Here is a 24305-nt window from a genome sequence, read left to right as displayed (position 1 = left end):
TAACGAGAGGAGAAATGCCATGAACGCCCACAATCCCATCAAGACGCACGTCAAGGAACGCGCCGAGGAGCAATCCTCCGCCATGACGCAGGATCAGCAGGCTGCCATCCGCATGCTGGCCAATGACCTGCACCGCCTCAACCAGGCCGTCATGAAAGCCGTCGAGGCCGGCGTTTCCGTCGAGCTGGTCCGCTCGGCCCGCCACCATGGCGGCGGCGGCAACTGGGGTGATCTGCTTATCCCCGTCATCGTTGCGCAGGGGCGTGACGCCGCGTGAAACGAAAGACCGGAACATCATAATCGATGTTCCGGCCTTCAGTGCAGACGTCAGAAGTGGCCGCCTCAGAAGCTCGCCGACACGGAAACGCCGATGCTTACATTGACGCCCATCGCCTCCACGTTACCTTGGAGTTGGGGCGCATAGGGAGCGAAGCAGGCAAGTTGCGTCAGGGGAATCGGGTTCAGAACGGCCGGCGATTCCCACGCCAGATGCATCGCCACGCCTCCCACGAGCTTTTCCCAGCCTGCGATCTTGGTGCCTGAGGCTGCCGGCGCAATTGCCGTGACGGATTGCGAAAGAGCATCGGCAACAACTGCCGCGAGCCCCTTACTGACTGCTGCATAAAAGAGCTTTGCTGCTTCTTCCGGCGTTCCTGCTGCGGACATCGCATTTACGTATGATGCTGAAACTATCATGGCGGCCTCAACCTGAAAGGGTTAAACTTACAAAAGGCAACCTATGGATATTTTGATGCGCACGCAACTATAAATTATTAAAATTTATTTATACAACTGAACGTAATTTCATCTATGCCGGGCGGCTCTTGCGTCCGGCGTAGAGATCGGAATGGCTCTTGATCAGACGGGTCATCCGATCCGCCACCGTCCTGATATCGGGTCGGTGGCGATCGTCATTATTCATGACGATCCATTGATTGTGGCGCAGCGGTTCGATTTCGCCGCCCTCCCGGACGAGGCGCGCATCCGCATCGCCCACGAAACAGGGAAGCACCGCGATCCCCGCCCCTGACAGGACAAGATCGAGAAGCGCCGTTGGCCGGTTCACCGTTACGACGATCTCGTTGCTCCGGTTTTCATGCGGCCAGCGAAGATAGGTTGAAATGGCGTTTTCCTCGGCTACCGACAGCCAGCGGTCAGCGACAGTGGCGGCGGCATTGCGCAGCCTGTAGGGAGCGTAGGCAACCTCCCCCGTCTTGATGGCAGCGAGATTGCGCTCCTGCGGCTCGAAAGCGCGGATACCGATATCGTTTTCGCGATGCGCCAGAGACGCCCTCTGCTCGGCAATAAAAAGGTCGATGCGGAAATCATCGCGATCCGTGCAGATGGCGGAGAAGTTGCTGGTCAAGAGCCAGGCATTCCAGGTGCCCACGGCAATCCGCACGATGGACGAGGCCGATGACGCCTTCTGCCACCCCTCGATATCCCTGGCCGCATTCTCCATAGCCTGAAGTCTGTCGAACAACGCACGGCCGTCCACTGTGAGGGCGTATCCCGTCTGGCTGCGCTGGAACAGCGCCTTGCCGATCCGCTCCTCCAGCTCGACCATGCGCCGCCCTATGGTCGCGGGGCTTAAGCCCGTCAGCGCGGCGGCACCCGTCAGGCCACCGCTGCGTGACACATCAAGGAAAAGCTGGTAGGAATCCCAGGTGACGTTTTTCATAATTGAAAAACGTAGCGCATTTTCTTGCGCAGATAAATCAAAAAACGGCGTGCATCATGGCCCTCCGCAGTAAGAAGGAGAGCGAACATGCACGCGATTTTTGCAGCACGGGCCATTATCGAAAATCAGCGACCGCGCACACGGCGTGAAGCCATTCTGCAGGAAGAAAAGTTTTACAGGGATATGGCCGAGGCATCACGGATGTCACGGTTTTTCAGCGCGCTTATCAACTTTGTGAAGGCGAGAAGCCGTCGATCAATGGAAGAGGGCGATAAGGGCTGCGAGAGCACCGGCTGCGATGAGGCTCAGCCGAAAGGCCAACTGCCGGCTCTCGTTGTCAGTGCGGGCGATGGCAATGGCGCGAGGGCGGCGATGTGCAGATCTGTTCATGCGCGGGCTCCAGACGAAAAACTCAACCGACCCATGCCCTCTTAAGGGCTTCCAGCGTGACATCATGTGCAGCGGGATCATTGAGCGATCCGGCCTTGCTGGCATTTGGTCAGGATGACTCGTCCCCCGTTAACAGATTATTAAAAAAGCGAGGAAGGGCCACAACTTTACCAACTGAACTGGGTTGGCGAACAGGTCTCATCAGCTCCGTCACCCCGGACTAGTTCCGGGGTCGAGCGCGATCAAGTCCTTAATCGCGAAAGACTCCTTACGGCGCAGAAGCGCCATGGCTGGATGCCGGATCAAGTCCCGCATGACGAAGGAGAGAGGTCCGATCTTTTCCACGGCCAGAGACGATCACGCGAATTCGCCGGCCGCCTGGCCGGACGCCCAGGCCCACTGGAAATTATAACCGCCGAGCCAGCCGGTCACATCGACACATTCGCCGATGAAATAGAGGCCGGGCACGGATTTCGCCGCCATGCTGCGGGAATCGAGGCCGGTCGTGTCCACGCCGCCGAGCGTGACCTCCGCGGTGCGATAACCTTCCGAACCGGCGGGCTTGATCTGCCAGTCCTGCACCTCTGCCGCCAGCTTCGCCAGAGCCTTGTCGGACATATCGGCAAGATGGCCGGTGAGGCCGGATTGTTCGACGACATGCTGGGCGAGCCGCTTCGGAAGGATCTCCGACAGGGCGGTCTGGGCGGACTGACGGCCGTTTTTCTGTTTGGCCTGCTTCAACACCGCGGCCAAATCGCGATGCGGCTCAAGCTTCAGGCGGATGGGATTGCCCTCGCGCCAGTATGAGGAGATTTGCAGTATGGAAGGACCGCTCAAACCGCGATGGGTGAACAATAGCGCTTCCTCAAACGAGGTTTTGCCATGGGAAACCTCAGCTGGAACAGCGACACCGGCAAGCGGGCTCAGCTTTTCCAGAAGACCGGGATCAAGCGTCAGCGGAACGAGGCCGGGGCGGGTTTCAATGAGCTTGAGGCCGAACTCTTCGGCGATCTGGTAGGCAAAACCGGTCGCGCCCATCTTCGGGATAGACTTGCCGCCTGTCGCGACGACGAGGCTCTCCGCCTCGATGACGCCACCCGAGGTCGACACCCGAAAACGGCCGCCGTCATGGGCCACGGCGGAGACTGACGTTTCGAGCCGAAGCTTCGCATTCACCGCCTGCATTTCAGCCAGCAGCATGCGGATGATATCCTTGGCGCTGTCATCACAGAAAAGCTGGCCGAGCGTCTTTTCGTGCCAGGAGATACGGTGTTTTTCGACAAGGGCGATGAAATCGCGCGGCGTATATCGGGCAAGCGCGGATTTGGCGAAATGCGGGTTGGCAGAGAGATAATTCCTCGGCCCGGCGTGGATATTGGTAAAGTTACAGCGGCCGCCGCCGGAGATGCGGATCTTTTCGCCCGGCGCTTTCGCATGGTCGAGAACGACGACGGAGCGGCCGCGCTGGCCGGCGCGGATGGCGCACATCATGCCGGCGGCGCCCGCCCCCAAAATCAGCACGTCACATTTATCTGCCATCATTCCATCCGTTTCGTTTCCTTTCCTCTTTTCCAAGTGCCGCCGCTTGTCAATGGCGCTTTCCCCCTCGCCAATTGCCAAACTACGGTTATGATGGCGACAGTCGAAACACAGACCCGGTGATACATGCCCGCCAAGAAAACCATGCTCCGCCCGAAAAAACAGGCAACCATGGCAAAGAAGACCCCTCCCCTCGACCTTTCCTCCACCCGTGGCGTTTCCTCCTGGCGCGAAGCCGCGCAATGGCTGAGGGCGCGTGGGATAGAAGACATAGAATGCATCACGCCCGACCTTGCCGGCGTCCCCCGCGGCAAAATGATGCCGACGGCGAAATTCACGGGCGATACCTCGCTTGCTCTACCCTCGGCGCTCTATCGCCACACGATATCGGGCGAATATCCCGATGAGACCGCCAATTTCCGCTACGAGCCGCGCGACAGCGATCTGAAGCTGGTGCCTGATCTTTCCACCCTCTCCGTCGTGCCCTGGGAAACCGACCCGACCGCGCAGGTGATCTGTGACGTGGTGGATGCGGAAGGCAATTTCGTGCCCTACACGCCGCGCAACGTTTTGAAGAACGTGCTTTCGCTCTATACCGAAAAGGGCTGGAAGCCGGTGGTGGCACCGGAAATCGAATTCTACCTCGTCGCCATGAATGACGATCCGGACTATCCGCTGCATCCGCCAAAGGGTCGGTCGGGACGCTCCATCGTTGGCGGTCAAAGCTATTCCATCGCCGGCATCAACGAGTTCGACGAACTGATCGACGATATCTATCACTTCTCCGAAAAGCAGGGTCTGGAGATCGATACGCTCATCCATGAGGAAGGGCCGGCACAGCTGGAAATCAACCTGCGCCATGGCGATCCGATCGAGCTTGCCGACCAGGTGTTCCTGTTCAAGCGCACCATTCGCGAAGCCGCGCTGAAGCACGGCATCTATGCCACCTTCATGGCCAAGCCCATGCAGGGCCAGCCGGGTTCGGCCATGCACATCCACCAGTCGGTGGTAGAAATCGATAGCGGCCGCAACATCTTCTCCAATGAAGACGGCAGCCCTTCGAAAGAATTCTTCTCCTTTGTCGGCGGCATGCAGCGTTACGTTCCGAATGCGCTGGTCATGCTGGCGCCCTATGTGAATTCCTACCGCCGCCTGACGCCTGACATGGCCTGCCCGGTGAACAATGCCTGGGGTTACGACAACCGCACGACGGCCTTCCGCGTGCCGATTTCCGGCCCGCAGGCGCGGCGCGTCGAAAACCGCCTGCCCAGCTCGGACGCCAACCCCTATCTGGCGCTCGCGGCCTCGCTCGGCTGCGGCTGGCTCGGCATCGTCAACAGCATGGAGCCGACCGAACCCACCGCCGATACTGCCAATGAAGGCTCGATCGACCTGCCGCGTGGCCTGCTTGAAGCGGTCGCCTTGCTGGAGGGCGAGGCACAGTTCGACCGGATCTTCGGTCACGAATTTGTCGGCCTTTATGCCGGTCTGAAGCGGGGGGAATTCGAGACCTTCATGCAGGTCATCAGCCCCTGGGAGCGCGAGTTCCTGCTTCTCAACGTGTAAGGAATCCCGAGCATGACATGGCAAAGCCCGATTGCGCCGGGACTATCCTGGTATCAGGCAACCATCGGTGAGCGGCCGGACTATCCCGCGCTCGATGGGTCGAAGCAGGTGGATGTCGCGATCATCGGCGGTGGTTACACGGGTCTTCAGGCCGCCTGTAATCTCGCTGAAAACGGCGTCTCGGTCGCCCTCATCGAAGCGCATCGTTTTGGCGATGGCGCTTCCGGCCGAAATGGCGGCCAGTTCGGCACCGGCCAGCGCTCTTTCCCCGATGAGCTTGAGGAAGAGATTGGCTTCGAGCAATCGAAGCTGCTGTTCGACATCGCCGAAAACGCCAAAAATTATGTGCGCGATTTCGCAAGCAGCCGCGGCATCGACATGGATTATCTGCCGGGCCAACTCTATGTGGCGCACAAGGCAGGTTACGAGGACGACTATCGCCGCAGCGTCGATGCGATGAACAACCGCTACGGCTATCCGCATATTTCCTACATGGAGCGTGGCGAAGCGCGCAAACGCGTCGGCTCCGCTCATTATTTCGGCGGCACCCGCGACACCGGCACCGGCCATATACACCCGCTTAAGCTGCTGGTCGGGCTTGCGAAAGCCGCGAAAGATGCGGGTGCTCAGATTTACGAGATGACGCCTGCGAAATCCATCCGGCAAGTGGGCGGCAAGACCATCATCGACACCCCTTTCGGCACCATCACTGCGCCACGGGTGTTGATTGCGACCAATGCCTATATCGGCAATCTGGAACCGATAACGGCAGCCCATATCATGCCGATCCGCTCCTTCATCGGCGCAACCGCACCGCTGGATGCCTTCCCCGGCATCATTCCAGACCGAGAGGCCGTGGCGGATTCACGGTTTGTGGTGCGTTACTTCCGCAAGACGGCCGATAACCGGCTGTTGTTCGGCGGCCGCGAAGCTTACACGGCAGATACGCCGCGGGATATTTCCAGCCACATACGCCGGCAGATCGCGGAAATCTATCCCGAGCTGAAGGATATCGACATCACCCATTCCTGGGGCGGCTCCGTCGGCATCACTCTACCGCGCAAGGTCTTCGTGCGTGAGGTCATGCCAGGTGTCACCTCCATCGGTGGATATTCAGGCCACGGCGTGATGCTGTCGAATTATTGCGGCAAGCTTTATGCCGATCTGGTGCTCGGCAAAAAGGACATGCTGGCGCCATTCGCGCGGCTTAAAGTGCCGGCCTTTCCGGGCGGAACGTCACTGCGCGCGCCGCTGCTTTTCCTGGCGCTTTCGTGGTTTGCATTGCGAGACAGGTTTTAGTCCAATGTTTACAGTCCATTACCGGCGGCAAGCACACCGGCAAAAGCAAAATTCATAATTTCACATAACTGAGTCTGGCATTTTTAAATCGATTAGATTATTGATGCCCCAACCCTTGAAGATCGAGAGAATCGATATGAGCAGTCAGATCATTCCTGTTGAACCTTTTGATTGTGTCGTTTTCGGCGGCACGGGCGATCTTGCCGAGCGCAAGCTTCTGCCGGCCCTTTATCACCGGCAGATCGAAGGGCAGTTCACGGAGCCGACCCGCATCATCGGTGCGTCGCGTTCGGTCATGACCCATGAGGAATATCGCAAATTCGCACAGGACGCCCTGAAGGAGCATCTGAAGGCCGGCGAGTATGACGACGCGCAGGTTGCCGTGTTCCTGAACAGGCTTTTCTACGTGCCCGTTGACGCCAAGGGCAACAATGGCTGGGACGTGCTGAAGAAGCTGCTGGACGAAGGTAAAGAGCGCGTGCGCGCTTTCTATCTCGCTGTCGCGCCCGGAATTTTCGGCGATATCGCCGACAAGATCCGCGAACACAAGCTCATCACCCGCTCGACCCGCATCGTCGTTGAAAAGCCGATCGGCCGCGACCTCGCCTCGGCGCAGGAACTCAACGACACCATCGGCCATGTCTTCAAGGAAGAGCAGATCTTCCGCATCGACCACTATCTCGGCAAGGAGACGGTGCAGAACCTGATGGCGCTGCGTTTCGCCAACGCGCTTTACGAGCCGCTGTGGAATTCCGCGCATATCGACCACGTGCAGATCACGGTTGCCGAGGCAGTCGGTCTCGAAGGTCGCGCCGGTTATTACGACAAGGCCGGCGCGTTGCGCGACATGGTGCAGAACCATATTCTCCAGCTGCTCTGCCTCGTCGCCATGGAGCCGCCGGCTTCCATGAACGCCGAAGCCGTGCGCGACGAAAAGTTGAAGGTTCTGCGTTCGCTGAAGCCGATCGACACCAGCAACGTCGAAAAGCTGACGGTTCGGGGCCAGTACCGCGCCGGCGCTTCCGCAGGTGGCCCGGTCAAGGGCTATCTGGAAGAGCTCGAAGGCGGCGTTTCCAACACCGAAACCTTCGTCGCCATCAAGGCTGAAATTGCAAACTGGCGCTGGGCGGGCGTTCCCTTCTACATCCGCACCGGTAAACGCCTCGCGACCCGCGTTTCGGAAATCGTCGTCACCTTCAAGCAGATCCCGCATTCGATCTTCGACGACGCGGCAGGCAAGATCGAGGCCAACAAGCTGGTCATTCGCCTGCAGCCGGATGAAGGCGTCAAGCAGTCGCTCCTCATCAAGGACCCAGGCCCGGGCGGCATGCGCCTGCGCCAGGTGTCGCTGGACATGAGCTTTGCCGAAGCCTTCAACGTGCGCAGCCCCGACGCCTATGAGCGCCTGCTGATGGATACCATCCGGTCCAACCAGACGCTGTTCATGCGCCGCGACGAGGTCGAGGCCGCATGGGACTGGATTGACCCAATTCTCAAGAGCTGGGAAGAGCTTGGTCAGGGCGTGCAGGGTTACACGGCAGGAACCTGGGGGCCGAGCGGCTCGATCGCACTGATCGAGCGTGACGGTCGTACCTGGCACGATGCCGACTGAGGGCGCGCGGATGAGCGAAACAATCCACGCCTTCGATAGCGCCTCCGATCTTGCCAATACGCTTGCGGCTGATGTCGCCCAGCGGCTCGACGCGGCAACCAAGGAACGGGGGACCGCAAGCATTGCGGTCTCTGGCGGCTCTACACCGAAGCTGTTCTTTCAGGCGCTTTCCCAGCACGATCTCGATTGGCCCAATATCAGCGTGACGCTGGTGGACGAGCGTTTTGTGCCGCCGGAAAGCGATCGCTCCAATCATCGTCTCGTCGCCGAGAATCTTCTGCAAAACAAGGCGAAGGCGGCTTATTTCGTGCCGCTGTTCCAGCCGGCGGCCTCGCCGGAGGATGCGGCAACGCTTGCGACCGTCAAGACCGAAGCGATCTGCGATCCCTTCGATGTTGTCATTCTCGGTATGGGAACGGATGGCCACACGGCCTCGTTCTTTCCCGGTGGAGACAATCTCTACGAAGCGCTTGATCTCCATGAGCCGCGCGGCGTTTTGACCATGGCGGCCGAGAATGCCGGCGAGGAGCGGTTGACCTTCAACTTCTCCAGCCTGCACGATGCCGGTTTCCTGGTGCTGCATATCGAAGGCGCCGCGAAGAAGGCGACGCTGGAGAAGGCGCAGTCGGGCGAGGATGAGGAAGAAATGCCCGTCCGTGCCGTGCTGAACCGGGCAGAAACGCCAGTGGATATTTACTGGGCGCCATAAGCCGACGCGACGGCCGCTCCTGCGGCCCGCGACAAGCGCCCCGAAGACATGAAGACTGAAACACGACAACCGGCATTCGCCTCCCGGAACGCCGGTTGTCGCCCAACGAACAGGATGAACGCCCATGTCCGCCGATTCCCGCATTCAGGCCATCACCGCCCGCATCGTCGAACGTTCCAAGCCCTATCGCGAGACCTATCTCGAGCGGCTGCGGCTGCAGGTCTCAAAAGGCGTTCACCGCTCCGTCCTGTCCTGCGGCAATCTTGCACACGGGTTTGCGGTCTGTTCCCCCGCCGACAAGGACATCCTTGCCGGCGACCGGGTTCCCAATCTCGGCATCATCACCGCCTATAACGACATGCTCTCGGCGCACCAGCCCTATGAGACCTTCCCGGCAATCATCCGCGATGCAGCCAAGGAAGCGGGCGGTATCGCTCAGGTTGCCGGCGCTGTGCCTGCCATGTGTGACGGCGTCACTCAGGGGCAGCCCGGCATGGAGCTTTCGCTGTTTTCCCGCGATGCCATCGCCATGGCTGCGGGGATCGGCCTCTCGCACAACATGTTCGATGCCGCCCTCTATCTTGGCGTCTGCGACAAGATCGTGCCCGGCCTCGTGATCGCCGCACTCGCCTTCGGTCACCTGCCCGCGGTCTTCATTCCTGCCGGTCCGATGACATCAGGCCTGCCGAATGACGAGAAGTCGCGTATTCGCCAGCTTTACGCCGAAGGCAAGGTCGGTCGCGCGGAGCTGCTGGAGGCGGAATCCAAATCTTACCACGGTCCCGGAACCTGCACCTTCTACGGCACCGCCAATTCCAACCAGATGCTGATGGAGATCATGGGCTTTCATATGCCTGGCTCCTCCTTCATCAATCCCGGCACGCCATTGCGTGACGCGCTGACCCGCGAGGCTACCAAGAGAGCGCTCGCCATCACCGCGCAGGGCAACGAATTCACCCCCGCCGGCGAGATGATCGACGAACGATCCATCGTCAACGGCGTCGTGGGTCTGCATGCGACTGGTGGTTCCACCAATCACACCATGCATCTGATCGCCATGGCGCGCGCCGCAGGCATCATCCTCACATGGCAGGATATTTCTGATCTCTCTGACATCGTGCCGCTGCTGGCCCGCGTTTATCCCAACGGGCTGGCCGATGTGAACCATTTCCACGCTGCAGGCGGCATGGGCTTCCTCATCAAGCAGCTCCTGAAACAGGGCTTCGTGCATGACGATGTGCGCACCGTCTTCGGACAGGGTCTGGCCGCCTACACCGTGGATGCACTACTGGACGAGAAGGGCGCGGTCACCCGCCAGCCCTCCCCCGAGCAGAGCCACGATCCGAAGGTGCTTTCCAGCATTGAAACACCGTTCCAGCCCACCGGCGGTCTGAAGATGCTGACCGGTAATCTCGGCAAATCCGTCATCAAGATTTCCGCCGTCAAGCCGGAGCGCCATATCATCGAAGCGCCCGCGATTGTTTTCCACGACCAGCAGGAGCTTCAGGACGCCTTCAAGGAAGGCAAGCTTAACCGCGACTTCATTGCGGTCGTCCGCTTCCAGGGGCCGAAGGCGAATGGCATGCCTGAGCTGCACCGCCTGACGCCGCCGCTCGGCGTGCTGCAGGACCGCGGCTTCAAGGTGGCGCTTGTGACGGACGGGCGCATGTCCGGCGCATCCGGCAAGGTACCGGCCGCGATCCATGTTACGCCTGAGGCTTCCGATTGCGGGCCGATCTCGCTCATCCGCGATGGCGATATCATCCGTCTCGACGCCGTTTCCGGATCGCTCGAAGTGCTGGTGTCCGCCGCCGAACTGTCAAAACGCGAACCGGCGCGCGCCGATCTCTCCGGCAATGAATGGGGCATGGGCCGCGAACTTTTCGCCCCCTTCCGCCGTAATGCCGGTCCTGCCGATCAAGGTGCCAGCGTCCTGTTTCATTGATTTCCAAAAGGCGAAGGCTGGATGCGGCTTTCGCCTTTAAACCCCGCTCTGCGGCATCGTCCCACCGCACTTTCACGCCCGGGACGGGCGGACGCAGAAACAGCTTTATTTCCCATGCCTTAAACGCCAGACTTGTCATGCGGCTGTGATGATCGCCTCTTAAGGCGTTCCCGACCAGCCGTGGGATGACGGCGCAGTTTCGGATAATGGGGCATGACATGACGATTTTTTCAAGCAACCGCCGCGATGTGCTGAAGCTTATGGCGGGCACCGCCATGCTGCCGCTGATGGCAGCGGCCATGCCGGCAACGGCGCAGGATGTAGCCCTGCGTGCCATCGTCATCTCCGATCTGCATTCGGCCTATGAGCGTATCGGCCAGCTTCTCGCGGCCATCGAAACGCGTATCGCGGCCGACAAGGCGCCCCACATCATCCTGCTAAATGGCGACCTTTTCGAACTCGGCAACGCGGTGGCCACACGTTCGGCCGGCGAAATCGAATGGACCTTCCTTGCGGCGCTCGCCAAGCTTGCCCCCACGGTCATCAATATCGGCAATCATGAGCCCGATATTGACAATGACCTCGCCAATTTCGTCAGCCGTGCTCAAGCCCTCGGCATCACCGTGCTTTCCAACATCATCGACAAGCGAAGCGGCAACCCCTATGCGCCGTCCAGTGCCGCGGTGAAGGCCGGCGAACGGGCGGTCATCGTCGCGGGCCTCGCGACCAATGCGATCAATACCTATCCGAAGGCGACGCGCGAGATGCTGGACATTCCTCAGCCGGTGGAATGGGCGAAGGCCAATCTGCCCGAAATCGTCAAAGCGGATGCGATCAATATTGTTCTGAGCCACGCCGGCGTTGTCGCCGACCGCGATATTCTGCCGGTGCTGCCTGACGGCACGCTGCTGGTGGGCGGCCATGATCACCTTAATTTCGTGCACGAAGAGGGCGCGACGCGTTATGTCCACACCGGCTCATGGTGCACCTCCATGACGGTCGCGACAATTACCGGTCCCGGCAAGGCCGCCGCCATTGAGACGGTCACCATCCATCGTGATGCTCCCGCCTCGCCCGCTCTCAAGACCCTCATCGAGCAGACGCTTGAAAAGCACCTGACCGCAGAAGAACGGGAAGTTGTCGGCAAGGCCGCCAAGGCAATGACCGTCGACGAAGCAGGGCGCCATGTGGCGCATCTGATCGCCGCGAAGACCGGCGCCGATGTCGGTTTCATCGGCCACACCTCTTTCGGCGCAGGCCTGCCTGCAGGCGATATTCGCCGTTATGATTTCAACGCCTCGCTGCGCTTCGACGGCAAGCTGATGGTGACCGAAGTGGACAGCGAGACGCTCGTCCAAATCCTAAAGCGATGCAATCAGGACAGCAACATTCCGCTCGCCGCACGCACGGGCGACTATCTCTACGCCATGCCGGAAAAGCCGGAGAAGAAAGGCCGTTACAAACTGGTCTGCAACGACTGGTCCGCTACCAACCAGAAATCCTATTTCGGCCGCAGCGATCTCGCCTTCATCGAAGTGCCGGATGTGAAGCTGAAGCAGACCGTTCTGGGCGGGCTTTCCTAAAGCCGCGAATCGTCAGGGTCTTAGAACGACCGGATATCCAGCTTGCGGTCCTTGTGGGCCGGGTGCGTGCTGAACACGAAAATTCGATCCAGCTCCTTCTGTGTCAGCATACGCAGGAAACGGACATGGATGGTGTTGTTGGCGTTGACGCGCAACATCACGCAGCCGATCTTGGTGATGCGGGCATCGGGGATATCGAGATAGAACTGGTTCGGCAGGTTGTATTTGGTCAGTAGCGCCAGCACGGCCTCTGTCTGGGAGATGCGAATGACGTCGCAGCGGCGTGCCGCCATGTGCATCACGGCCTTTTCGGTATATTCGATGCGCGCCGCGTTCATGGTGTCTTCCATGCGGAACCGGCTTTCACGGTCATACATGAAGGACTCTTCCTTGCTCAGATAATGATTTCTGATGACACCCGCACCGCTCTGCACGCCCGAACTCCCAATGCTTACCAATAGGACGAGACTAGGCCATAGTCTTTAACAATTCATATCAGCGTCAGCTTAAACAGGACGGAAGCGGGACATTTCCGACGTTTTTCCACACGGCTGATAAGCAGTAAAAAGCCCCGGAACGGACAGTTCCGGGGCTTGTTTCAGTATCGCCACTGTTTACTTGCGGTAGGCTTTGCCTTCCGCATCGAAAAGATGAAGCTTCTCCTGCAGGGCGGCAAAGCGCAGGGTTTCACCCTTACCCACGGAAACAATGCCCGGCACCTTTACGATGATCGGCTCCTGGCCCTTGGGCGCTTCGAGATAAAGCAGGGTCACCTCACCCAAGGCCTCCACGATCGCGACTTTTCCCTCGAATAGATAGTCGTCGCCCGTCGCGATGCTCAGGTCTTCCGGCCGAACGCCAAAGCTTGCGGCCTTCCCCTGCTCAGATGCGGATGTGGGAACATCGACGACCAATGTCTTGCCGCCGGCAAGTTCGATGGAGGTCCGTTCACCCGTGCCGGTCACTTTCGCACCGATAATATTCATGGCGGGCGAGCCGATGAAACGCGCCACGAAAAGATTGGCCGGCCTCTCATAAAGCTCGAGCGGCGCGCCGACCTGCTCCACCCGCCCCGCGTTCAAAACGACGATGCGGTCAGCGAGTGTCATCGCCTCCACCTGGTCGTGGGTAACGTAGATCATCGTTGTATCGGCCATCTGCTCGTTGAGCTTGGCGATTTCGATGCGCGTGGCGACACGCAGAGCCGCATCGAGGTTCGAAAGCGGCTCATCGAACAGGAAGACCTTGGGGTTGCGGCAGATCGCGCGACCGATGGCGACACGCTGACGCTGGCCGCCGGACAGCGCCTTTGGCAATCGCTCCAGATATTGCGTGAGCTGCAGGATTTCGGCGGCGGCGCGAACGCGGCGGTCGATCTCCTGCTTGCTTTCCCTGGCAATCTTCATGCCGAAGGCCATGTTGTCGTAGACAGTCATGTGCGGATAAAGGGCATAGGACTGGAACACCATGGCGATGCCCCGACGCGAAGGCGGGATTTCGTTGACAAGCTGGCCGTCAATATACATCTCGCCGCCGGTAATTTCCTCCAGCCCGGCGATCATGCGCAGCAGGGTCGATTTTCCGCAGCCGGAGGGGCCAACAAAAACGATGAATTCGCCCTGTTCGATATCGAGATCGATGCCGTGCAGCACCTTCACCTGCCCGTATGATTTACGGATATCCTTGAGAACGAGACTTGTCATGGGTGTTCCTCCCTCATCTGTCAGGCGTAACGGGCGAAGAAAGCGCCCCATGCCGGAAGTTCGACGCTTCTGCCCTTCAGTCCGCTTGCAAAGCCATGGCCTTCAAGAACCTCCCAGTTCCCTTCCGGCAGCGTGGCCTCTGCCGGCGTCGCTGACAAGTTAAAGACGCAAAGAACGGTTTCGTTGCCCAGCTTGCGGGTATAGCTCAACACCTCTCCCTGCACGGGCTGAAATTCGATGCCGCCCTTTGCGAAGGCCGGGTGCTGCCTGCGGAACGCGAGGAAGCGGCGGTAATGCTCCAGCACCGAAGCCTCATTGCCCTGCTGGGCGCTCACCGCGCGCTGCTTGTGCTCGGTCGGAATCGGCAGCCACGTCTTGTCGGCCGTCGAGAACCCGGCCTGCGCATGGCCGGCGTCCCATACCATCGGCGTACGGCAACCGTCGCGGCCCTTGAATTCAGGCCAGAACTGAATGCCGTAAGGATCCTGCAAATCTTCGAAAGCGATATCGGCTTCGGTGAGGCCGAGTTCTTCGCCCTCATAGATGCAGACGGAACCGCGCTGGGTCATGAGAAGTGCCGACAGCACCTTCGCGAAAGCATCCTTGTCCTCGACATGTTCGCCCCACCGACTGACATGGCGCACGACATCATGGTTGGAGAAAGCCCAGCAGGCCCAGCCTTCCGGTGCAGCTCTCGCAAAATCCGCCTGTACATCGGCAACACGCTGCGGGGTCAGCGCATCGGGCGCGAGGAATTCAAAGGCGTAGCACATCTGCATCTTGTCATCGCCGGAGGTGTATTCGCCGACGATCTCGAGGCCACGCTGGCTGTCGCCCACTTCGCCGACGGCGGCGATATCAGGGAATTCGTCCAGTACGGCGCGGAAGCGCTTCAGGAAGGCGATATTTTCCGGGCGGTTCTTGTCGTAGAGATGCTCCTGGAAGTTATAGGGATTGACCGCAGGCGCGGTGGAGGCATTGCGCCGTTCCGGCGCCAGCGCGGGATTATCGCGCAGCTCAAGGTCGTGGAAATAGAAGTTGATGGTGTCGAGGCGGAAACCATCGACGCCGCGCTTCAGCCAGAAGCGTGTGATATTCAGCAGCTCTTCTTGCACTTCCGGATTATGCAGGTTGAGGTCCGGCTGCGAGGTCAGAAAGTTGTGCATGTAATATTGCATGCGGGTCGGATCCCACTGCCAGCCCGAGCCGCCGAAAATCGACAGCCAGTTGTTGGGCGGCGTGCCATCCGGCTTGCTGTCCGACCAGACATACCAATCCGCTTTCGGGTTGTTGCGGCTGGCGCGGCTTTCCACGAACCAGGGATGCTGGTCCGAGGTGTGCGACAGAACGAGATCGATCATGACGCGGATGCCGAGACGGTGGGCTTCGGCAATCAGCCCGTCAAAATCCGCAAGCGTGCCGAACATCGGGTCGACATCGACATAATTCGAGACGTCGTATCCAAAATCCTTCATCGGCGAGGTGAAGAAGGGCGAAATCCAGATCGCATCGGCACCGAGGCCTGCGATGTGATGGAGGCGATCGGTGATACCCTTGAGATCGCCGATGCCGTCGCCATTGGAGTCCTGATAGGAGCGCGGATAGATCTGATAGATAACAGCGCCGCGCCACCAGTCCTTGTTGGGCGTCAAAGCGGAAGTCACCGAAGCGGTCATGGAAGTGTCCTGTGTGGTATGGGCGTTCATGGAATGATCAGCCTCCCTTGACGGAGCCTGCCAGCAGGCCACGCACGAGATAACGTTGAAGAGCGAAGAAGACGCCGAGCGGCACGACGATGGTGACGAAGGCCGAGGCAGTGAGAATTTCCCAGTTGCCGCCGCGCGAGCCGAGCAGCGCGTTAAGCGCGCCCGTCAGTACCAGCTCATCCTTCTGCGTGCCGAGAAACACCATGGCGACGAGCAGGTCGTTCCAGGTCCACAGGAACTGGAAGATGGCGAATGAAGCGAGTGCCGGGAAAGAGAGCGGCAGGATGATCTTGACGAAGATTTCGAAATCGCTTGCGCCATCGACACGGGCGCTTTCGATGATCTCTTTCGGCAGGCCGGAGATATAGTTGCGCAGCAGGTAAATGGCGAGCGGGAGGCCGAAGGCGGTATGCGCCAGCCAGATACCGGCATAGGTCTTCGACGGCACGCCAAAGATAGTGCCAATTTCATTGTACAGTCTCAGAAGCGGGATCAGCGACATCTGCAACGGGACGACGATCAGGCCCACCACCATGGCGATCAGCAGATTGCGGCCGGAAAAGTTCATCCATGATAGCGCATAGGCGGCAAAGGCGGCGATGAGGATGGGGATGACGGTTGCGGGCACGGCAACTGTCAGCGAGTTGACGAAGGACTGGCCGATGCCTTCCGAGGTGAGTACCGTACGGTAGTTGTCGAGAGTGAAGACGGGCGGCGTTGCGACAGAGATGTAGACGCGCTTGCCGCGCGAACCCTCGAAGCTTGCGGCTTTGCTATATTCGTAAGTGCCGTCTTCATTGATAAGCAGCGTCTCGCCATCGCCGATGTCAGCGGCTTCACCTGCCTTGAAAGCTGTCGGCTCCTGCACGCGCACGCCGAAGGCCGCAACCTTTCCGCCCTGGCCGTTTTCGAAGACATTGCCTGATATGACGTAGCGGCTGCCATCCCGCTTCTGAGCCGAGGCATCGGCCAGACGAACGGCTTGCGTTTGTTCGGAGCTCGAAAAAGCGGTCCACCAGCCCGACACCGTGATCTGATCCTTGTCGCGCAGCGAACTCACGAGAATGCCGAGCGTTGGCAAGAGCCAGAGCAGCACGACGATCAGAACGCTGGCGTGAACGATGAGCCGCGGCAGGCCGACGCGCCGGAGGCGTTTGACAATATCCATCTCAGCGGCCCTCCATCTCGCGGTTTGCCTGGCGGATGTTCCAGACCATGATCGGGGTGACGGCCGCCATGATGATGAGCGCGATAACAGCACTTCGGCCGCTATCACCGCCGCCGCGGAACATCCAGTCGAACATGAGATTGGCCAGAACCATGGTGTTCCATTGCCCGTTGGTCATGGTCAGCACGATGTCGAAGACCTTGAGCACGAGAATGGTGATGGTCGTCCAGACGACGGCGATAGTGCCCCAGATCTGCGGAACCATGATCTTCCAGAAGATCTGCCAGCCATTGGCGCCATCGATGACAGCCGCCTCGATGGTTTCTTCCGGAATACCGCGCAACGCCGCCGACAGGATGACCATGGCGAAACCGGTCTGTATCCAGATGAGGATGACCATCAGGAAGAAGTTGTTCCAGAAGGGCATGGAAATCCAGACCTGCGGATTGCCACCGAAAAACTCGACGATGGCGTTCAGCAGGCCGATCTGCACCTGACCCTCGGCGCGGTATTCATAGATGAACTTCCAGATGACGGAAGCGCCGACGAAGGAGATCGCCATCGGCATGAAGACGATGGACTTGGCGATGTTGCCCCACCAGATGCGGTCCGTCATGACGGCGATGACGAGGCCAAAGAAGGTGCAGGCGGCCGGCACGACGGCGAGCCAGAGAATGTTGTTGAAGATCGACTGACGGAAACCGGCGTCGAAAAACGCCCAGCGATAATTGGCGAGACCGACGAATTCGCTGCCGGTGCGGTCGTAGAAGGAGAGGATCAGCGTCGCGATGACGGGGTACACAAGATAGACGAGCAACAGGATCAGCGCCGGGCCGATGAACAGCCAAGGCCGGACGGCGGCACGGCGATTGAGATTGCGGGAGGCATGAATGACGTCTCCCGAGCGGACGGGAAAGATTGCCTGCAACGCCTTGTCGGATAGCCAGTAATAGGCAGCACAGGCAAAAACGCCCGCTACCATGACGCCGATGGCGGACACCAGTTGTTGAGCCATGTTCCCTCCCTGATCCTCTCCGCGCCGCGTTGATTTATGCGGCTGTCGGGCCGTTCCTGCGGAAGAGGCCCGGCAGCGAGCCGCCAGGCCTGGTCTTAATCCGTGTTACTTCAGGCCGTCCCAGGCCTTCTGGATATCGGCGGCGACCTGATCGGCAGACTTGCCACCGACGAAATCGATCATGCCGGTCCAGAAAGCGCCGGCGCCGATCTTGCCGGGCATCAGGTCGGAACCGTCAAAACCGAAGGTCGTCGCCGTGGTCAGGATTTCACCCTGACGCTTCATCTGCTCATTGGCATAGGTTTCGACGTTCACACCCTTGTACGGCGTCAGGAAGCTGGACTGCGCCATCCACACTTCATGGGCGATCGGCGTCTGCAGGAATTGTACGAATGCCTTGGCAGCGGGCGCTTCCTTAGTGATGGTGACGAGCGTGCCGGCACCGAGAACCGGCTTGCCGAGGTCAGGCTTTGAGGCATAGGTCGGCATGTAGAAGAAATCCGCATCCGTTCCGACCTTGGTGCCCTCGGGGAAGAAGGAGGGAATGAACGATGCCTGATGGTGCAGGTAGCACTTCGGCGGAATGTCGAAGAGGCCCTTGGGGCTGTCGCGGAAGTCGGTGGAGGCTACGGCCGCAACGCCGCCACTCACATATTTTTCGTTCTTGGCGAATTTGCCGAATTCGTTGATCGCGGCAACCACGGCCGGATCGGTGAATTTTACCTCGTTGGTCGTCCACTTCTGGTAGACATCCAGCGGCTGCGTCCGCAGCATCAGGTCTTCCACCCAGTCGGTTGCAGGCCAGCCGGTCGCACCACCGGAGCCAAGACCAATGCACCAGGGCGTGCCGCCATCGGCAACGATCTGGTCGGTGAGCTTGAGCAGGTCTTCCATGCTCTCGGGAACTTTATATCCCGCTTCCTCGAAATTCTCGGGCACATACCAGACGAGCGACTTCACGTCGGCCTTGAAGGGGAAAGCGAAATAGGCCTTGTTGCCGTCCTTGCCCTTATAACTGCCGAGATCGACCCAGGATTTACCCGCGCCGTAATTTTCCTCGACCCATTTGGCCGTGTCGTCGCCGAGCGGCACAAGAAAACCCTTGGCGGCGAGATCGGCGAGAAGGCCAGGCTGCGGCAAAATGGCAATATTGGGCGGCGAGCCGGCCTGTGTGTCGATGACGATCTGCTGCTCGTAGTTTTCCGACGAGGAATAACGGACATTCACGCCCGTCGCGTCAGCAAAATAGGCGAGTACGGACTGGAACAAAGCCTCGTCCTCACCACGCCACGGGCCGAAAATCGTCAGCGTCTGGCCTTTAAGGTCAGCATAGGCCGCTTTGAAATCTTCGTAGCTTTTCCAGTTGAACTTGGCGTCCTGGCCCGGCGCGAATTTCAGATCGGCGGCAATGGCCGAACCCGACAGCAGCACGATTGAAGCAGCCGTCGCCAAAAGGATCTTCCGCATGTGATTTACCTCCCATCACATAAAAGGCTCAAAGCGTCCTCTCCAATCAAAGCGCTTTGGCTGCCTATTCATCTCATTGTCATCAAGATGGAGTCAAGAGGCTCTTTATTCGGAAACGCTGCCTAACCTTCGAAATAGTCATATTGATTTAGGAAGGCGGCTATCATTTTCGATTGAGAAAAGCGGATGGGGCTGTTAAAAATCTAAAGCGCTTTGGGAAAATGAGGAGTGGCTGTTGGCCTTTTCCGGGCGCGCGCATGGAGGACTGACAGACATGAACCTGAAACAGCTGTCGCAACTGCTGGGCATTTCGCAGACGACCATCAGCAGGGCGCTCAACGGCTATCCCGAGGTCAGCGCGGAGACGCGCCGCCGCGTCATGGAAGCCGCGGAGAAGACGGGATATCGCCCCAATGCCGCGGCACAGCGGCTGGCAACCGGCAAGGTCGGCTCCATTGGGCTCGTGATGCCGATTGGCGAACATCACCGTTCGGATGTGCATTTCGGCGAATTCCTCAGCGGTCTTGGCGAGGAAGCCTCGCGCAGCGGCTTTCATCTCGTCATCATGCCCACCGAGCCGGAAAAGGAACGCGAAGCCCTTCGTGGGCTCGCCGCTAGCGGCAGCGTCGACGGCATCTATCTCGCTTATATGAAGAATAACGATCCACGCATCGCCATGATGCAGTCGCTTTCCCTGCCCTTCCTCGTGCATGGCCGCTCCATCGGCGTGGAGGAGGATTATCCCTATCTCGACGTGGACAATGAAGGCGCCTTCCGTGATGCGACCCAGCTTCTGCTTCAGCTTGGCCATACGCGCATCGGCCTGCTGAATGGCCCGGAAGGCTATGATTTCACCTATCGGCGCTGTCTCGGGGTGGAAAAGGCGCTGGCGGCAAACGGCCTGGCCTTGCATGCGAGCAATAAGAGACACGGCAGCATGACCGACGAGGAAGGTTATCTCGGCATGGAGGCCCTGCTTTCACGCCCGGAGAAACCGACCGCCATTCTCTGCGCCAGTACCGCGCTCGCACTTGGCGCGATCCGCTCGCTCAACCAGCGAGGCCTGAAACCCGGCAAGGATATTTCCCTCATCGCCCATGACGATGTGCTGCCGCTTTTGAAACCCGATAATTTTTCCGTGCCGCTCACCACCACGCGCTCGTCGCTGAGAGCGGCAGGCGTCCGCGTGGGCCAGCGCCTGATCAATCGTATCAAGAACGACCAGACGGAGCCGTATCAGGAACTCTGGAAGGCGGAACTGGTGGTCCGCGCCTCGACGGGGCCGGCTCCGAAAGCGTAGCCGGCCGTTTCAACGCCTAGAACTTCGGCGCCGCCAGGCCTTCGGCGCGATGAGCGGCGATGACGGTGTTGGCCATCAGCATCGCGATCGTCATCGGGCCGACCCCACCGGGAACAGGGGTGATGGCCGCAGCAACGGCGCTTGCTTCATCATAGGCGACGTCGCCCACCAGCTTCGACTTGCCTTCACCCTTTTCGGGTGCGGGAATGCGGTTGATGCCGACGTCGATGACGGTCGCGCCGGATTTCACCCAGTCACCCTTCACCATCGCCGCGCGGCCAACCGCCGCCACCAGAATATCCGCCGTCTTGCAGATGCCGGCCAGATCCTTGGTGCGCGAATGCGCCATCGTCACAGTGGCGTTAGCATTGAGCAGAAGCTGGCCCATGGGCTTGCCGAACAGGTTGGAGCGGCCGATGACAACGGCGTTCAGGCCGGAAAGGTCGTCTCCGTGAATGCCGCGCACCAGAAGCATGGCGCCTGCGGGCGTGCAGGAAATGAGACCGGTGGCAAGATCGCCGGTCGCGAGCTTGCCGGCATTCAGCACGCTCAGGCCATCCACGTCCTTCTCAGGCAGGATCGACTGGATTATCTCGTCTGAATTGAAATGTTTCGGCAGCGGCAGCTGAACCAGAATGCCGTGGATGGAGGCATCGGCGTTCAATTCGCCGACCAGCTCCAGGAGGTCAGCCTGTGTGGTTTCCTCCGGCAGCGTGTGCTGGATGGAATTGAACCCGCATTGCTTGGCCATCTTGCTCTTGGAGTTCACATAAGCGTGGCTGGCCGGATCATTACCGACGATGACGACCGCGAGACCGGGCTTGACGCCCTTTTTCGCCTCAAGCGCTTCTGCCGATGCGCGGACCGCCTCCGTTACCGAGGCCGCCTTCGCCTTCCCGTCAATCACAACTGCCATGCGTCCTGCTCCTCATGGGTTACGTAGGCTCCGTATGGTGCCCCCGTCGCAGGAATGCAAGCTAAAATGCGGCGTTTTCAGGCGGTTTTGCGGTAGTCTTCTTGGTGGTCGGCATAATCGACGAGACGCTCCCTCAGGAGCGCCAATTCCCGTCGCAATTCCATCAGCTCCTCCGCTTCCGCTTGGGCATGATCGGCATGGCCGGCAAGCGCATCAGCCAGCAGCGGCGGCAGCGCGGACGGTGCCTGACCGGCGATCCCAACCGTGCGGTTGCCCATCAGAACCTGCCTTACACGCTCGTCGAGCGGCATGCGCTCATCGTCGTTAACCGCACCGCCGTAATAATCGGCGAAGCTCTCCTCGTCGTGGCCAGCATCCAAGCCGGCCGTTTCGGCATCAGGAGATTGCAGATCGTCAAACACAGCCGGTTCGATTGGCTCGAATTCCGAAAATTGCGCGGGTTCCTCCTCGGGGAGCCGGATTGCCGCTTCCGGTTCGAAGGCGGAGGCATCCTGCTCTTCCTCGTCATGGCGACGGTACGTCAGAAGATAGAGACTGCCCAGCAATCCGATCAGGCCGCCGCCGCCCGCCATCATGGCGGCCTGGGCAAGATCACGCGATAGTTCTCCCGGACCTGCCTTTTTCGCGAGGCGGGTCTCAAGGGCAGGCGTCGCAGCAGAGGAGAGATCGCGGCGTTCGCTCGCCTCCAGATAGATGTTTCTCGCCGTTTCGAGCTCCCCCTGCAGTCTGGAGAACTCTCCCGGAGCAACACCGAGACCATTCAGGCGATCAAGGTTCTTTTTCCGCTCGGCTTCAGCATCGGCGATCTCCTCAGCGAGGCGCTTCTCGTCCGCTCGCAGTGCGTCGAGCAGTTGGCGCAATGCTGGAGCAGCGAGTGCCTGTACGGCATCCACCGCGTTCCGGGCGGCGATGTGTCGGGGATGTTTCGGGCCGTAATCGACCGAGATGCTGGAAAGCGCCATACTGGCGGCGGCATGTTTCTGCCTGATATCCTCGAGTGCAGAAAAGGCGATGCCGGAGGGAAGCGGTTTGGAGAACAGATCGTTGGGTTTCAGGGCCGAAGCCGCCGCCAGATCCGCCTGCAACGACTGCTGTTGTCGGGTCGCCGCAGTGATTCTGTCGTTCACGTCACGCAATTGCTGCTCGAGCTGCTGCACCTCGGTGATCACCGCATCGCCATGGCGCATCTGGAAACCGCTTAGCGCCGCCTCGGCCTCGTCCATCCTTGTCCGCGCCCGCTCCATCTCCCGCATAGCGGGCGTCATGGTGCCGGCCTTGCCGTCCGCCATGATACGCATCGAAAGATAGTCGGTAAGCCGCATGGCCGCTTCTGGCGTCGCAGCCCTTGAAGTCACGATCAGCGTCGTCTCGTCGGGCGACAGTTCAAGCCCTATCCCATCTCCGACCGCGCTGTTAAGCGCCTCACGCGGGGAGAGCGGACGCGCATCCGCGCCGGTCAGAAGATCGACAAGCAGGTGAAATTCACCCTGTTTGCGAACGCCGACCAAATCGGCAGGCTTCAGCTTGAGATCGCTGCTGATCCGGTCCAGCCCGCCAGGTGAAAGCAGGGTGCGCCGCGCCATCGCCAGAAAGCGGGTCGCATCTGGTGCATCATAAGCGGTCTGTGATACCTCGATCTGCGCCTGCGAAACATAGCCGCGAAAACCGGAATCAACGAGCAGCAGCGGCAGGGCTGCGCCGGTTACCGTGGCGGCCGCGACGCATCCGGCGGTCAAAAGCCGAAGACAATGCCTGCGCCACTGCGACGCGGGCGCGGCAATCTCATCCCCTTCCGGGCGGGTCGCCGTCATATCTGGACTGTGATCAACCATCTGAAGCCGTCTGCCACCTTCGCCGCCGCCCGCGGACGGACAGCTGTCAAAACCTTACGAGAGGTTAAAGGATCGTGGCAAACAAATGGTTAACGGACCTTCGCCGAACTCGCCTCAGCCCTTGCCGAGAGCGATATGCCAGGGTTCGGCGCAAAGGCTGTAAAGCCAGCTCATATGCAGCCTGCGGAAGATTTCAGGCATGCCTGCCACTTCGGACGATAATATCTTAAAAAGCGGCCCGACTGCGATGGCGACTCGCGCGTCCTCGCGGTTGACGGTGCGATGCAGCCACATTTCCTGATTTTGCTTCGTCATTCCCGCCAGCAGCATATCCACTTTCACGCCGGACGTCTCGCCGCTCAGCATGACGAAGTCGTGCCAGGGCGCATGGCTACGCAGCTTGGCGAGAACGACACCGAGCTGGGCTGCATCGTCACCCGCAACGCCGATCCGTTTCGGTACTGCCATATAGGTGAGAAGCGCCATGACAAAGGCAACGCCATCGATCACGACCGGCAGAGGCTCACCATATGCGCGCCGCGCGGCAGCGTTCAACGCCTTGCCCTGCGGGAAAAGCAGGCAGCTTTCGAGGACCTGCCGATAGCCGATGTCCTTGAGTGAAAGCTTTGCCTTTTCAAGGGTGAGAAATGAGAGCGACGTGTGGCCCTCAGAGGCGGAAGCCCTGTCGCTCACATGTTCCAGCGCTGCGTTCCAGTCGAGGTCGCAGAAGTGCAGCCCGTAAATGTCCCGCTGCTGTCCCGGTCGTGCAAAACCCGTCGTTACGTTCATACCCAGCCCCCGATGCAAGCCCCGCCCGTCACGCGCAGGTTTCTGCGGGTTCGCGGTTCATGGA

At 59.9% G+C, this 24305-nt stretch carries 21 protein-coding genes; 8 read left to right on the top strand and 13 right to left on the bottom strand.

Annotation, left to right across the window (positions count from 1 at the left end):
- Window positions 1–19: 19 nt before the first annotated feature.
- Window positions 20–277, top strand: a complete 258-nt coding sequence (locus AGR2A_RS04320; RefSeq protein ID WP_004432604.1) for an SMc00767 family acetate metabolism repressor — start codon at window positions 20–22, stop codon at window positions 275–277.
- A gap of 65 nt (window positions 278–342) precedes the next feature.
- Here the strand turns inward: AGR2A_RS04320 and AGR2A_RS04315 are convergent, their stop codons facing one another.
- From AGR2A_RS04315 to AGR2A_RS04300, 4 genes are all read right to left on the bottom strand, one after another.
- The gene (locus AGR2A_RS04315; protein ID WP_006698168.1) at window positions 343–666 is read right to left on the bottom strand and encodes a hypothetical protein; all 324 of its coding nucleotides are present in this window, start codon (window positions 664–666) and stop codon (window positions 343–345) included.
- Window positions 667–808: 142 nt separating this feature from the next.
- On the bottom strand, window positions 809–1681 hold the full coding sequence (locus AGR2A_RS04310; RefSeq protein WP_045532720.1) for a LysR family transcriptional regulator: 873 nt from the start codon (window positions 1679–1681) through the stop codon (window positions 809–811).
- A 255-nt stretch (window positions 1682–1936) separates the two neighbouring features.
- Window positions 1937–2071, bottom strand: a complete 135-nt coding sequence (locus tag AGR2A_RS29965) for a hypothetical protein (RefSeq protein WP_262621252.1) — start codon at window positions 2069–2071, stop codon at window positions 1937–1939.
- A gap of 357 nt (window positions 2072–2428) precedes the next feature.
- A complete protein-coding gene (locus AGR2A_RS04300) occupies window positions 2429–3613 on the bottom strand; it encodes an NAD(P)/FAD-dependent oxidoreductase (protein ID WP_072493987.1) in 1185 nt (394 codons plus the stop codon).
- Window positions 3614–3736: 123 nt separating this feature from the next.
- Between AGR2A_RS04300 and AGR2A_RS04295 the strand changes: the two genes are divergently transcribed.
- The 6 genes from AGR2A_RS04295 (at window position 3737) to AGR2A_RS04270 (ending at window position 12324) form a co-directional block, all read left to right on the top strand.
- Complete coding sequence (locus AGR2A_RS04295) at window positions 3737–5176, top strand: glutamine synthetase family protein (protein ID WP_072493986.1); 1440 nt, start codon at window positions 3737–3739, stop codon at window positions 5174–5176.
- 12 nt (window positions 5177–5188) lie between these two features.
- On the top strand, window positions 5189–6475 hold the full coding sequence (locus tag AGR2A_RS04290; protein ID WP_072493985.1) for an NAD(P)/FAD-dependent oxidoreductase: 1287 nt from the start codon (window positions 5189–5191) through the stop codon (window positions 6473–6475).
- A gap of 136 nt (window positions 6476–6611) precedes the next feature.
- Entirely contained in the window at window positions 6612–8087 is a 1476-nt protein-coding gene (gene zwf, locus AGR2A_RS04285; protein ID WP_004440062.1) for a glucose-6-phosphate dehydrogenase, read from the top strand.
- Window positions 8088–8097: 10 nt separating this feature from the next.
- Window positions 8098–8796, top strand: a complete 699-nt coding sequence (gene pgl / locus AGR2A_RS04280; RefSeq protein WP_072493984.1) for a 6-phosphogluconolactonase — start codon at window positions 8098–8100, stop codon at window positions 8794–8796.
- A 124-nt stretch (window positions 8797–8920) separates the two neighbouring features.
- Complete coding sequence (gene edd / locus AGR2A_RS04275; RefSeq protein WP_004440058.1) at window positions 8921–10741, top strand: phosphogluconate dehydratase; 1821 nt, start codon at window positions 8921–8923, stop codon at window positions 10739–10741.
- Window positions 10742–10959: 218 nt separating this feature from the next.
- A complete protein-coding gene (locus AGR2A_RS04270; RefSeq protein WP_004440056.1) occupies window positions 10960–12324 on the top strand; it encodes a metallophosphoesterase in 1365 nt (454 codons plus the stop codon).
- Window positions 12325–12344: 20 nt separating this feature from the next.
- On the opposite strand, the gene AGR2A_RS04265 is transcribed toward AGR2A_RS04270, so the two are convergent.
- The 6 genes from AGR2A_RS04265 to AGR2A_RS04240 form a co-directional block, all read right to left on the bottom strand.
- Entirely contained in the window at window positions 12345–12701 is a 357-nt protein-coding gene (locus AGR2A_RS04265) for a hypothetical protein (protein WP_034496014.1), read from the bottom strand.
- A 237-nt stretch (window positions 12702–12938) separates the two neighbouring features.
- Complete coding sequence (locus AGR2A_RS04260; RefSeq protein WP_004440053.1) at window positions 12939–14027, bottom strand: ABC transporter ATP-binding protein; 1089 nt, start codon at window positions 14025–14027, stop codon at window positions 12939–12941.
- Window positions 14028–14047: 20 nt separating this feature from the next.
- The gene (locus AGR2A_RS04255; RefSeq protein WP_004440050.1) at window positions 14048–15703 is read right to left on the bottom strand and encodes an alpha-glucosidase family protein; all 1656 of its coding nucleotides are present in this window, start codon (window positions 15701–15703) and stop codon (window positions 14048–14050) included.
- Window positions 15704–15740: 37 nt separating this feature from the next.
- The gene (locus AGR2A_RS04250; RefSeq protein ID WP_072493982.1) at window positions 15741–16901 is read right to left on the bottom strand and encodes a carbohydrate ABC transporter permease; all 1161 of its coding nucleotides are present in this window, start codon (window positions 16899–16901) and stop codon (window positions 15741–15743) included.
- Window position 16902: 1 nt separating this feature from the next.
- On the bottom strand, window positions 16903–17916 hold the full coding sequence (locus tag AGR2A_RS04245; RefSeq protein WP_022555634.1) for a carbohydrate ABC transporter permease: 1014 nt from the start codon (window positions 17914–17916) through the stop codon (window positions 16903–16905).
- A gap of 105 nt (window positions 17917–18021) precedes the next feature.
- Window positions 18022–19383, bottom strand: a complete 1362-nt coding sequence (locus tag AGR2A_RS04240) for an ABC transporter substrate-binding protein (protein ID WP_072493981.1) — start codon at window positions 19381–19383, stop codon at window positions 18022–18024.
- Window positions 19384–19657: 274 nt separating this feature from the next.
- Here AGR2A_RS04240 and AGR2A_RS04235 point away from each other — a divergent pair, with 274 nt between their 5' ends.
- Complete coding sequence (locus AGR2A_RS04235; protein ID WP_004440041.1) at window positions 19658–20683, top strand: LacI family DNA-binding transcriptional regulator; 1026 nt, start codon at window positions 19658–19660, stop codon at window positions 20681–20683.
- Between the two features lie 16 nt (window positions 20684–20699).
- On the opposite strand, the gene AGR2A_RS04230 is transcribed toward AGR2A_RS04235, so the two are convergent.
- The 3 genes from AGR2A_RS04230 to AGR2A_RS04220 all read right to left on the bottom strand — a co-directional run bounded on the left by AGR2A_RS04230 (window position 20700) and on the right by AGR2A_RS04220 (window position 24241).
- The gene (locus tag AGR2A_RS04230) at window positions 20700–21599 is read right to left on the bottom strand and encodes a bifunctional methylenetetrahydrofolate dehydrogenase/methenyltetrahydrofolate cyclohydrolase (protein ID WP_072493980.1); all 900 of its coding nucleotides are present in this window, start codon (window positions 21597–21599) and stop codon (window positions 20700–20702) included.
- Window positions 21600–21676: 77 nt separating this feature from the next.
- A complete protein-coding gene (locus AGR2A_RS04225; RefSeq protein WP_072493979.1) occupies window positions 21677–23452 on the bottom strand; it encodes a hypothetical protein in 1776 nt (591 codons plus the stop codon).
- Window positions 23453–23566: 114 nt separating this feature from the next.
- Entirely contained in the window at window positions 23567–24241 is a 675-nt protein-coding gene (locus AGR2A_RS04220) for a WecB/TagA/CpsF family glycosyltransferase (protein WP_072493978.1), read from the bottom strand.
- Window positions 24242–24305 lie beyond the last annotated feature (64 nt).

Origin of the sequence: Agrobacterium genomosp. 2 str. CFBP 5494 (assembly GCF_900013495.1) — a bacterium.
In the GTDB taxonomy this organism is placed as follows: domain Bacteria; phylum Pseudomonadota; class Alphaproteobacteria; order Rhizobiales; family Rhizobiaceae; genus Agrobacterium; species Agrobacterium pusense.
Note: the sequence above shows the minus strand (reverse complement) of the source record. Positions and strands in the feature narration are given on the sequence as shown.